Source organism: Pseudomonas sp. PA-1-3F (assembly GCF_021609665.1).
Classification (GTDB): domain Bacteria; phylum Pseudomonadota; class Gammaproteobacteria; order Pseudomonadales; family Pseudomonadaceae; genus Aquipseudomonas; species Aquipseudomonas paracarnis.
Genome location: NZ_WJZD01000022.1, coordinates 62610 through 74516, shown reverse-complemented (window position 1 = coordinate 74516; position 11907 = coordinate 62610). Strand labels below are relative to the sequence as shown.

At 60.7% G+C, this 11907-nt stretch carries 12 protein-coding genes; 5 read left to right on the top strand and 7 right to left on the bottom strand.

What is annotated here, in order from left to right; translation table 11 throughout:
* The first annotated feature begins 120 nt into the window (after positions 1-120).
* The 5 genes from ureE (at position 121) to GIV26_RS17080 (ending at position 3786) form a co-directional block, all read left to right on the top strand.
* Entirely contained in the window at positions 121-621 is a 501-nt protein-coding gene (gene ureE, locus GIV26_RS17100) for an urease accessory protein UreE (RefSeq protein WP_054896372.1), read from the top strand.
* The gene (locus tag GIV26_RS17095; RefSeq protein ID WP_127880448.1) at positions 618-1292 is read left to right on the top strand and encodes an urease accessory protein UreF; all 675 of its coding nucleotides are present in this window, start codon (positions 618-620) and stop codon (positions 1290-1292) included. Before ureE ends, GIV26_RS17095 begins: the two co-directional genes overlap by 4 nt.
* A gap of 14 nt (positions 1293-1306) precedes the next feature.
* On the top strand, positions 1307-1921 hold the full coding sequence (ureG, locus tag GIV26_RS17090) for an urease accessory protein UreG (protein WP_236281621.1): 615 nt from the start codon (positions 1307-1309) through the stop codon (positions 1919-1921).
* Positions 1922-1943: 22 nt separating this feature from the next.
* On the top strand, positions 1944-2516 hold the full coding sequence (locus GIV26_RS17085) for a HupE/UreJ family protein (protein ID WP_236281620.1): 573 nt from the start codon (positions 1944-1946) through the stop codon (positions 2514-2516).
* A gap of 160 nt (positions 2517-2676) precedes the next feature.
* On the top strand, positions 2677-3786 hold the full coding sequence (locus GIV26_RS17080) for an AGE family epimerase/isomerase (RefSeq protein WP_236281618.1): 1110 nt from the start codon (positions 2677-2679) through the stop codon (positions 3784-3786).
* Positions 3787-3894: 108 nt separating this feature from the next.
* Here the strand turns inward: GIV26_RS17080 and GIV26_RS17075 are convergent, their stop codons facing one another.
* The 7 genes from GIV26_RS17075 to GIV26_RS17045 form a co-directional block, all read right to left on the bottom strand.
* Entirely contained in the window at positions 3895-4800 is a 906-nt protein-coding gene (locus GIV26_RS17075; RefSeq protein ID WP_003188105.1) for a cation diffusion facilitator family transporter, read from the bottom strand.
* Between the two features lie 229 nt (positions 4801-5029).
* A complete protein-coding gene (locus GIV26_RS17070) occupies positions 5030-5797 on the bottom strand; it encodes an SDR family oxidoreductase (protein WP_034125868.1) in 768 nt (255 codons plus the stop codon).
* 823 nt (positions 5798-6620) lie between these two features.
* Complete coding sequence (locus GIV26_RS17065) at positions 6621-7337, bottom strand: ABC transporter ATP-binding protein (protein WP_005784287.1); 717 nt, start codon at positions 7335-7337, stop codon at positions 6621-6623.
* Complete coding sequence (locus GIV26_RS17060; RefSeq protein ID WP_005784285.1) at positions 7334-8209, bottom strand: ABC transporter ATP-binding protein; 876 nt, start codon at positions 8207-8209, stop codon at positions 7334-7336. Before GIV26_RS17060 ends, GIV26_RS17065 begins: the two co-directional genes overlap by 4 nt.
* Positions 8206-9483, bottom strand: coding sequence for a high-affinity branched-chain amino acid ABC transporter permease LivM (gene livM / locus GIV26_RS17055; RefSeq protein WP_003188100.1), 1278 nt, complete (start codon positions 9481-9483; stop codon positions 8206-8208). Before livM ends, GIV26_RS17060 begins: the two co-directional genes overlap by 4 nt.
* A 2-nt stretch (positions 9484-9485) precedes the next feature.
* Positions 9486-10400 (bottom strand): ABC transporter permease subunit, encoded by a 915-nt coding sequence (locus GIV26_RS17050; RefSeq protein WP_003188099.1) that lies wholly within the window; start codon positions 10398-10400, stop codon positions 9486-9488.
* A gap of 285 nt (positions 10401-10685) precedes the next feature.
* A complete protein-coding gene (locus tag GIV26_RS17045) occupies positions 10686-11822 on the bottom strand; it encodes a branched-chain amino acid ABC transporter substrate-binding protein (RefSeq protein WP_005784282.1) in 1137 nt (378 codons plus the stop codon).
* Positions 11823-11907 lie beyond the last annotated feature (85 nt).

The window sequence follows — 11907 nt, the reverse complement described above, 5'->3', positions numbered from 1 at the left end:
AATCATCCGACGCCCTATTGAGCAGCATGCCTGCCTGACTACAGGGAATTCCTACTCGATTCCCTGATTGGCAAGCCCCTTGCTCTAGGTCTTTCATCGCTCACAGTTGGAAGCTCTCTGATGCTGGTGATACACCGCCGAATCGCCCCCCAAGCCCTCTGGGCCGCCGAGTTGCTGCTCAACTTCGAAGCCCGCAGCAAAAGCCGCCTGCGCTGTTTCAGTGCCGACGGTGAAGACGTCGGCCTGTTTTTGGAGCGGGGCCAGCCGCCCTTGCACGATGGTGAATTCCTGCAGGCAGAAGACGGACGCGTCGTACGGGTATGCGCCCGCCCTGAACAACTGCTGCACGTCACCTGCCGCAACGCCTTCGAGCTCACCCGTGCCGCGTATCATCTGGGCAACCGCCATGTGGCCCTGCAAGTCGGTGACGGCTGGCTGCGCCTACTCGATGACTACGTGCTCAAGGCCATGCTCGAGCAACTGGGTGCCGATGCGCAGACCCTCGAGGCGCCGTTTCAACCCGAGCACGGCGCCTATGGCGGCGGCCATCATCATTCACGGCATGGTGATGAAGACTTCAACTACGCGCCCAAGCTGCATCAGTTCGGCGTGCGTCTATGAACCCAGCCTGGGCGCTGCTGCGCCTGGCCAGTCCGCAACTGCCGATTGGCGGCTACAGCTATTCCCAAGGCCTGGAAATGGCGGTGGACAACGGCCGCGTGCAGGATGCCGCGAGCGCCCGGCGCTGGATCAGTGACCAGTTGCTGCTCAACCTGGCGCGTTTCGAAGCCCCGCTGCTGCTCGCCCACTGCCGTGCAGCCGTCGAACAGGACTGGGCCCAATTGGCGCAGTGGTGCGACGAGCATCGCGCCAGCCGTGAGACCCGGGAGCTGTATCAGGAGAGTCGTCAGATGGGCTATTCCCTGCAACAACTGCTCAACGGCTTGCCGGAACTGGACGACAGCGCCCGTGATTTTCTTGCACAACGCGACGAACCGCATCTGGCCCTGGGCTGGGCCTTGGCCGCGCGCGCCTGGCACATCAACCCCGGCGATGCTCTTGCCGCCTGGCTATGGAGCTGGCTGGAAAACCAACTGGCGGTACTGATGAAAACCCTGCCATTGGGCCAGCAAGCGGCCCAGCGGTTGACCAGCGAACTGCTGCCGCTGCTGCAACAAGCACAGCAGGATGCCGAACGCATTAACCCTAACCATTTGGGCAGCGCCGCTTTTGGCCTGTCCCTGGCGTGCATGGCCCACGAGCGCCAGTACAGCCGCCTGTTCCGTTCCTGATTCTGGAGAAGCACATGAACACACAACCCCTGCGCGTCGGTATCGGCGGCCCGGTAGGCTCGGGCAAGACCGCCCTGACCCTGGCCCTGTGCCTGGCGCTGCGCGATCGCTACAACCTGGCGGTGGTCACCAACGACATCTACACCCGTGAAGACGCCGACTTCCTGGTGCGTAACCAGGCCCTGGCGCCGGAGCGCATCATCGGCGTGGAAACCGGTGGCTGCCCACACACGGCGATTCGCGAAGATGCCTCGATCAACCTGGAGGCCGTAGACCAACTCAACCGCCGTTTTCCCGGCCTGGACCTGATTCTGGTGGAGTCCGGCGGCGACAACCTGTCGGCCACCTTCAGCCCGGAACTGTCGGACCTGACCATCTATGTGATTGATGTCTCTGCGGGCGACAAACTGCCGCGCAAGGGCGGGCCCGGTATTTGCAAATCCGACCTGCTGGTGATCAACAAGATTGACCTGGCCCCGCTGGTGGGTGCCTCGCTGGAACTGATGAACAGCGACACCCGGCGCATGCGCAACGGCAAACCCTTTGTGTTCAGCAACCAAAAGACCGGGGTCGGCCTGGACGACATCGTCGCCTTCATCGAACGCCAGGGCCTGCTGACCGCCGCCTGATCAACCCATAAGGAACCTGTCCATGAGACTCAACAGACTTTTCGCCGCCGCCGCGCTGCTGCTCGCCCCTGCCTTGGCCTTCGCCCATCCGGGACATGGCGACAATGGCCTGGTGGCCGGTATCAGCCACCCCCTGGGCGGCCTCGATCACTTGCTGGCCATGCTTGCGGTGGGCCTCTGGGCGGCCCAGCAAAAAGGCGCCGCGCGCTGGGCGCTGCCGTGCACCTTTGTCGGCACCATGCTGATCGGCGGGGTATTGGGTTTCGAAGGGCTGCAATTGCCGGCGCTGGAAGGCGGGATTGCTGCATCGGTGCTGGCCTTGGGCCTGGCGGTAGCGTTGGCGGTGCGGCCGCCACTGTTCGTGGCCGTGGGCGCCACGGCGTTGTTTGCGCTGTTTCACGGCGTGGCCCATGGCCTGGAACTGCCGGATATGACCAGCCCTTGGGCGTATGCGGCTGGGTTCGTGGGGGCAACAGCCGTGTTGCACGCTGCGGGTTATGCAGTGGTGCGCTTTTTGCCGGCAGCTGCGGCACCCTTGGTGCGCGTGGCCGGGGCGGCTTCGGCGGCGACTGGGGTGTGGTTGCTGGCGGGCTGAGGAAAAGATCGTTCCCACGCTCGCGTGGGAATGCAGCCTAGGACGCTCTGCGTCCCAAAGCATGACGCAGAGCGTCATAAAATGCATTCCCACGCAGAGCGTGGGAACGATCAGCCTGCTACCATGCGCGCCTACACCCCTGCCGTGACGACGCCAGCCAATGCCCATCGCTTCCCCCTCTTCCCTGACGCCTGTGCTCACGCACTTCCATGACCTGATCGTGCCTCTCTGGCAAGGCCCGGGCTGGAATGCCGACCTGGCGCTGCCCTTTGAGGCACTGGATGCCGATCACCAGCCACTGCCCCCACAGCGCTATCGCGCCATGGCTTGCGCCCGGCAGTTGTACCTGTTCGCCAGCCTGATCGGCGAACCCGGCGCGGCTTTCGCCGAAGAACGTGCGGCTGCGCTGTTTCGCTCCCTGCAACGGCACTTTCATGATGCCGAACACGGTGGCTGGTTCTACAGCATCGACCCCGCCGGCCAGCCGCTGGACGAGCGCAAAGACCTCTACACCCACGCTTTCATTATCTTTGCCTGCGCCCATTACTGGGCCAAGGTGCGTGAGCCGTTGGTCGAGTCGGTGCTCAACGCTGCCCTGGAAGTCGTCGCCCAACGCTTTGCCACCGGTGACGGCTTGTACGAGGCCGTACTGGAGCGCAACTGGGCCTCGCTCGACTCCGGCCCGTTGCAAAACCCGTTGATGCACCTGGCCGAAGGCTTCCTCGCCACCCTCGCGGTGCGTGAGGACGCCCAGGTACAAGCGGCCCTGCTGGCACTGGCGACGGCCATGCAGCAACGCTTCATCGACCGCGAGCACGGCGTGATGATGGAAAAACCTGTGGGCGCTGTGGATAACTGGTTTGAGCCGGGGCACCAGTTCGAATGGTTATTTTTGCTCGAGTCTTCAGCTGTGCTGCGCGGCACCGCACTGCATGGGTCGCTAACACGGGCATTTGCCTATGCCGAGCAGAAGGGTGTGGATAAGTTAAGCGGTGCGGTCAGCGGCATGCTCGCGCTGGATGGCACGGTGCGCGACGGTACCCAACGGATCTGGGCCCAGGCGGAGTACCTGCGGGCGCTGACATTGCGGCCAGGCAGCGAGGCGGTGCTGCAGCGTCAGTTGCAGGCGCTGCAAAAGCGCTTTTTGCATGCCAAGGGTTGGCATGAATGCCTGGATGCCGAGGGTAAAGTGAGCCGACGGGATATGCCTTCGACTACGCCCTATCATTTGGCGACTTGCTATCAGGGTTTGGTCCAGCATCTGGGCTGACCTGCAGGGCCCCATCGCAGGCAAGCCAGCTCCCACAGTGGATAGTGTTCGCACATAAAATGTGGGAGCTGGCTTGCCTGCGATAGCCTCACCTCGCTCTAACAGACTTTAGGCAATCCACTTGCGGTCGCCCGTAAAACTGATCGTCAACCACCGCGCCGCATCCGCCGCCCCCAGCCCTGTGGATATCTCTTCACGCAGCCCATCGAGGGTGGCGACGTTATCCACCGGGTAATCCGCTGGCAGCACCACATGAATCTCGATAAACCGCGCCCGCCCGTGCTTCTGCACATAGGACACGTAGTCGTCGAAACCATGCTTGGCCTGCGCCGCGTCCATCACCTCGCGGACCTTGTCGTCCAAGTGATCCGGCGCGATCCCCAACACTTCGCGCAGCGCCGGGCGCAGGATCTTGAACGCCGGCGCCAGCATGCTCAGAGCCAGCAGGATCAGGATCAACGGGTCCACGTAGACCGCCCACTCGCCATAGCCCTGGGACTTGAGCAACAGCGCCGCCAGGAAGCTGATCAGCAAGCCCACCGACAGCATCGCGTCCACCAGCCAGCTGATGTTGTCGAACTGGATCAATGACGATTTGAGTGTGCGATTGCGGTAGCGCACATAAAAGAAGTACGCGAACTCCACGACGGTAAATACCGCCGCATAAATGATCACCAGCCCCAACTCGATTTCGCGCCCGCCATTGATAATGCCGAACACCCCATTGAGGAACGCGTAGATGGCGATCAGCAGCAGGAAACTGCCTTCTATCAGCAGCACCATCGGCTCCAGGTGCCAATAGCCGAATTGGAAACGCTCGTTGCTTTTCTTGGCGATCAGCTTGGCCGTGATCAGCATCAGCACCTTGATGGCGGTGGCGATCAGCGAGAAAAAGCCGTCGAACAGAATGGATTGGGCGCCGGATATCACACCCGTGACAATCCCTGCGATCGCGACTGCGAACATCAGGATAGTCGATTGTTTGAGCAGTGCCTGCTCACCTCGGTTACTCACATTGCCTCCTGTCAAAACCTTTAAACCGCTGGGTGCGGTGGGGTTTTCAGGCGGGCAGTGTACCTTATGCCGCATTTTGACCGATTTGCCACCACTGATCGTTCCCACGCTCCGCGTGGGAATGCATCGCGTGACGCTCTGCGTCACCAGCAGAAAGCGGGGCGCAGAGCGCCCCCGGCGGCATTACCACGCGGAGCGTGGGAACGATCAGCGTGTGTCGCGCAGGCGCTTAGCCCTTGGCCCCACGCTCAATCGCAAACCCAGCCCAGGTCTGGCTCACCGGCATCAACTCCAGGCGGTTGATGTTCACGTGCGCCGGGGTGTTCATCACCCAGAAAATCGTATCGGCAATGTCCTGCGGCTGGATCGGTTCCGCACCTGCGTAGGTGGCGTCATAACGCGCCTGGTCACCGCCGAAGCGCACCAGGGAGAACTCGCTTTCACACAAGCCCGGCTCGATATTGGTCACGCGCACGCCGGTGCCTTGCAAGTCGCAGCGCAGGTTCAGCGAAAACTGCTTCACGAACGCCTTGGAACCGCCGTATACGTGGCTGCCCGGGTACGGGTAGTTACCGGCGATGGAACCCAGGTTGATGATCCCGGCACCGCGGCCATGGGCAATCAGGCGCGGCAACAGCAGGTTAGTGGTGGTCAGCAGGCCCTTGATGTTGGTATCGACCATGGTTTCCCAATCGTCGAGGTCGCACTTGGGCGCAGGGTCGGTGCCCACGGCCAGGCCGGCGTTGTTGATCAGGCCGCGCAGCGTGGCGAACGACGCCGGCAGGTTGGCGATGGCCTCCTCCATGCCTTTGCGGTCGCGCACATCCACCACCAGGCCATGCACTTCGGTCTGCTTGGAAAGCTCTTCGACCAAGGCGTTCAAGCGCTCGGCACGACGACCAGTGAGCACCAGTTTCCAACCGGCCTCGGCAAAGCGACGGGCACAGGCTTCGCCGAAACCTGAAGTAGCGCCAGTGATAAACAGCGTGTCGGACATGGTGTTCTCCTTGCGGGCATCGGGGAAAAAAACAGCCAGCAGAATGCCCTTACGCCGCGTTTGCGGCAACCGCTGTGCACACACACGCATGCCTGACTGATCATTTTTTAACCAATCTTCGCAAAGCCGTATAAACCGTAGCTTGCAGCCATATACGCGCAGGTTATCCACAACTGCGCCCACAGTCTTTGGGGGCAAGTGCAAACGGCTCAAAGCCGCTGTGTACAAGGGTTGCAGGCGGTTTTATAAAGTTTTTTGCTTGACCTGGGCGAGCGCCTATGTAGCCGCTGACAAATGCAGAAAAACACAACGATGGCTCCAGGCCAGTCATTCCGGCCCCTGCGCAAGTCTTTCCAGAGTTTAGTCACAGACTTATCCACAGGCTGGAAGGACTTATTTCGTTCATATACCTGTGTCTTTAAACAGGTTGACAAACCCTTGAGACGGTCGCGAAAAATACCCTGATCGAAAAACAACCAACACGCTACAAGCCACGTGGTTAAAGGCTTTCAGCCAGCTACTCCCACGTTACCCACAGCCGGTTCCACAGTGGATGGGGACAAGTCAAAACTGTGACAAAACAGGGATTTGCGGCGGCTATATGTCGCGCTTTTGAGGTGGGCTGGATTTGTTTTCCACAATTTGGTGGAGGGCTTGTTGACACCGCAAAAACAAATGTGGGAACCGGCTATGGGTGGGAGCTGGCTTGCCTGCGATGCGGCCACCCCGGTATGTCAGCTAAACCGAGGTGATGCTATCGCGGGCAAGCCCGGCTCCCACATAAGGCCCGGTTTCCACAGGGTTGATGCGCCTGGATCTTGGGTCAGTGACCGCCCAGGTAGGCGTTGCGCACTTCCTCGTTCACCAGCAACTCCTTGCCGGTGCCTGTCAGGCGAATCTCACCATTGACCATCACATACGCCCGGTCCGACAGGCGCAACGCATGGTTGGCGTTCTGTTCCACCAGGAAAATGGTCATCCCGGTGGACGCCAGCTCACGCAGGGTGGAAAAGATCTGCTTCACCACAATCGGAGCCAACCCCAGGCTTGGCTCATCGAGCAACAACAGCTTGGGCCGACTCATCAGCGCACGGGCGATGGCGAGCATTTGTTGCTCACCACCGGACATGGTCATCGCCCGCTGGTTGCGCCGTTCCTTGAGCCTGGGGAACAGCTCGAACATGCGCTGCATGTCCTCACTGGCGAACTTGTCGCCAATGGGGATGGTGCCCATCAGCAGGTTTTCCTCGACGGTCATGTCGGGGAACACTCGCCGCCCTTCCGGCGACTGCGCAATGCCGTTGGAAGCGATGTAGTGGGACGACTTGTGGGTAATGTCGACGCCGTTGTACAGAATCTGCCCCGACTCGGCCCGAGGCTGACCGAAGATCGACATCAGCAACGTGGACTTACCCGCGCCATTGGAGCCGATCAGGCTGACGGTTTCGCCTTCGTTGATGTGCAGCGAGACTTTTTTCAGGGCCTGGATCGGGCCGTAGAACACGTCCAGGTCCTTCATTTCGAGGATAGGTGCGCTCATACCAGCTCCTCTTCGTCCGCGCCCAGGTAGGCGGCGATCACTTTCGGGTCGTTGCGGATCGCATCCGGGCCGCCTTCGGCGATCACGTTGCCGTGGTCCAGCACCACAATGTGGTCGGAAATACTCATCACCATGCCCATATCGTGTTCGATCAGCACCACCGTAAGGTCGTGTTCGTCGCGCAGCAGGCGAATCATCGCGCTGAGGGCTTCGGTTTCCTGCGGGTTGAGGCCCGCTGCCGGTTCGTCCAGGCAGATGATCTGCGGCCGCGTGCACATGGCGCGGGCGATCTCCAGGCGGCGCTGCTGGCCGTAGGAGAGCTCGCCGGCCAGACGGTTGGCGCAGTCCACCAGGTCGACCACTTCCAGCCAGTAGAACGCGCAGTCCAGCGCATCGCTTTCGGCCTTGCGGTAGCCCTTGGTGTTGAGGATGCCGGCAAGCATGTTGCGGTTGACCCACATGTGCTGGGCCACCAGCAGGTTTTCCAGCACCGACATTTCCTTGAACAGGCGAATGTTCTGGAAAGTGCGGGCCAGGCCGGCACGGTTCACCAGGTGGGTGCCGCCGAACATCTTGTAGTAAACGCGGCTGAGGAAGCTTTTGGGCGACACGAAGTCGGTGGCCTCAAAGCGCTCACCCAGCAACTGTATGACGTTGGTTTGCTTGCCCCGCACGTTGAGCTCGATCTTGCCGCCACTGGCTTTGTAGAAGCCGGTGAGGCAGTTGAACACCGTGGTCTTGCCGGCGCCGTTGGGGCCGATCAGGGCGAAGATCGAGTTGCGTTCAACCTTGAGGCTTACATCGCTCAAGGCCTTGATACCACCGAAGTGCATCATCAGGTGCTCGACGGACAGCACGACTTCCTTACTCATGGCGCTACCCCCTTGCGTGGCGTCACACCGGTACGGCTGATGCGAATCAAGCCACGCGGTCTCCAGATCATCATCACCACCATCAACACGCCAAACAGCAGCACGCGGTATTCGGAGAAGCTGCGCAGCAATTCAGGCGCCACGGTCAGCACAAACGCGGCGATCACCACGCCGACCGTCGAGCCCATGCCGCCCAACACCACGATGGCGAGGATCAACGCCGACTCGAAGAAGGTAAACGAGGATGGATTGACGAAACCCTGGTAGCTAGCGAAAAACACCCCCGCCAAACCTGCGGTAGATGCCCCAATGGTGAACGCCGAGAGCTTGACCAACACATGGTTCAGGCCCATGGAGCGACAGGCGATTTCATCTTCACGCAAGGCTTCCCACGCGCGACCGACCGGCATGCGCGTCAGGCGATGCTTGATGTACAGCACCGCCAGCACCACCAGAAACAGCACGATGTAGATGAACATGAACTTGATGTTGGGGTTGTAATCGATGCCGAAAAACTCGTGAAACGGAATGCCGCCATCCTTTGCACGCTTGCCGAACTCCAGGCCCAGGAAGGTCGGTGACGGCACCGGCATACCGTTGGGGCCACCGGTGAACGACAGCCAGTTGTTGAGCACCAGGCGAATGATTTCACCAAAACCCAGGGTCACGATGGCCAGGTAGTCACCGTGCATTCGCAGCACCGGGAAGCCGAGTATGCACCCCGCCAACGCCGCCGCGATGGCCGCCAGTGGCAGGACCGTCCAGAAGCCCAGGCCCAGGTATTGATAACCCAGCGCCAGGCCGTAGGCACCGATGGCGTAGAAGGCCACGTAACCCAGGTCGAGCAGGCCCGCCAGGCCCACCACGATGTTCAGGCCCAGGCCGAGCAAAACGTAGATCAGCCCGAGGATCACCACGGTGAGTAGGTATTTGTTGGCGAAGATCGGAAACACGATGGCGATCACGATCAGCGCCGGTATGATCCAGCGCAGCCGCGACTTGTAATCCGGTGGCAGCACGTGCACGCCGGAGCCGCTACTCTCGAACCCCTGCAGGATCTTCACGCCCTTGGGTGTTTGCAGGAACAGGCTGAGGGCAAAGCGCCCGGCCATCACGATGGCGACCAGCACGGCAACCCGCGCAGGTTCCAGGTTGAAGCTGTAGCCGTCGAGCACCACGCCGACAATCGGGCCGAACACGATCAGCGAAATCAGCCCCGCGAGGACCGTATCGACCACACTTTTCTTGATATCAATGGATTTGGCAGCAGACATGTTTACACCTTCGCCACGAGTGGGCGACCAAGCAGGCCCTGGGGACGGAAAATCAGAATCACCACCAGCAGGGAGAAACTGAACACGTCTTTGTAGTCAGAGTTGATCAACCCCGAGAACAGCGACTCGGAGATACCGAGGATGATCCCGCCCAGCATCGCCCCAGGCAGGGAGCCGATGCCGCCGAGTACCGCTGCGGTAAACGCCTTGATGCCGATGATGAAGCCGGCATAGAAGTCGAAGGTGCCGTAATTGAGGGTGATAAGCACGCCGGCCAGGGCAGCCATGGCGGCACCGATGACAAACACGTAGGAGATCACGCGGTCGGTGTTGATGCCCAGGATCGAGGCCATCTTGCGGTCTTGCTGGGTGGCGCGGCACATGCGGCCGAGCTTGGTGTATTTGATGATGTAGGTAAGCAAGGCCATGCCGGCGAACGCCGCCACGAGGATGAACACTTTGGTGTAGGTCAGCTGCACGAACCCAGTGCCGATATCGACGCGCCAGGCGCCGGCCAGCAGGGTGGGAATGCCTTGTTGCTTGGCGCCCTGGGCGATCTGCGCGTAGTTCTGCAGAATCAGGGAGATACCGATGGCGCTGATCAGCGGTGCCAGGCGGGTGGAGTTACGCAGGGGTTTGTAGGCGACACGCTCAATCACCCAACCGTACACGCCGGTGACGACCACGGTGAAGATCAAGGTACCGAGAATGAGCAGCGGGAAGGATTCGATGCCGAAGTAAGCCAGCAGTGCCAGACTGATCGCCGCGAGGTAAGCGGAAATCATATAAACCTCACCGTGGGCGAAGTTGATCATGCCAATGATGCCATAGACCATTGTGTAGCCGATGGCGATCAGGCCATAGACCGACCCGAGGGTCAGGCCGTTGACCAGTTGCTGCAGGAAAATACCATCCATAACGCAATCTCACGCGGTGAGCACCTGCACACCGGTGGGTGTGCGGCGCTTCTGGAGGAAAAGACAGGTTTGTTGCAATAGAGCAGGCAACCACGCCCTCTGTGGGAGCTGGCTTATGTGGCGAGGGAGCTTGCTCCCGCTGGGCTGCGAAGCAGCCCCAAACTGGGCAATCGAGATACATCAGATGTATTTCGGTAAGCGGTTGGGAGTGCTACGCACTCCAGCGGGAGCAAGCTCCCTCGCCACAACAAGCCCCCCCTAACCTTAGGGCCGTGGTGCTTGTACTTACTTCTGCTTTTCCAACTGATGGTATTTGCCGTCTTTGTCCCACTGGTAAACCACGTAGTCAGAGACTTTCAGGTCGCCCTTGGCATCCCAGGCTTTTTCGCCCATGACGGTTTTAACCGGGTTGGCCTTGAGCCACTTGGCAGCGTCTTCGCCCTTGTTGGACTTGGCACCGTTGAAGCCGGCGGCCAGGGCCTGAATCGAGGCGTAGGCGTACAGGGTGTAGCCTTCAGGCTCGGTGCCGTTTTTGCGGAACTCTTCCACCACCGTCTTGCTGTCCGGCAGCAGGCGCGGGTCGGCGCCGAAGGTCATGTACACACCATCGACGTACTGCGCACCGCCGGCGGTGGCTACCAGTTCGTCGGTGACCACGCCGTCATCGGACATGAACTTGACGTCTTTCAAGCCCGCTTCACGGATCTGGCGCACCAATGGGCCGGCTTCCGGATGCAGGCCGCCGAAGTACACAACGTCGGCGCCCAGGGAGCGGATCTTGGTGACCAGGGCGCTGAAGTCTTTCTCACCACGGGTCAGGCCCTCTTCCAGCACCGGCTTGACGCCGCGCTTGGTCAACTGGGCGGCGGTGGCGTCGGCCAGGCCTTTGCCGTAGGTGTCCTTGTCGTTGATCACCGCGACTTTCTTGCCCTTGAGCACGTCGACGATGTAGTCGCCGGCGACGATGCCTTGCTGGTCGTCACGCCCGCACATACGGAACATGGCGCCCAGGCCGCGTTCGGTCACTTGTGGGTTGGTGGAGCCTGGGGTGATGGCGATGATGCCTGCTTCGTCGTAAACCTCAGACGCCGGGATGGTATTGGATGAGCAGAAGTGCCCGACCACACCGATCACTTTGTCCTGGTCGGCCAGGCGGTTGGCCACGGCCACGGCCTGCTTGGGCTCGCAGGCGTCATCGCCCGCCACCAGCTTGATCTGCTCACCGTTGATGCCGCCGGCCTTGTTGATAACGTCGGCTGCCGCCTGGGCACCCTTCATGTACTGCTCACCGAAAGCGGCGTTGGCACCCGTCATCGGGCCCGCCACACCAATTTTCACATCAGCTTGAACAAACGTAGAAACACCCAGCGCCGCAGCAACGGCGAGGGCCAGAAAACCTTTCTTGTAAAACGTCTGGGACATGAGTGGTGCTCCGATATTTTTGATTTTTGGCACGACAACTTGCATTCAAACCTTTCACCGAAAGCTCAGAGCAAGCCGCGTGCCA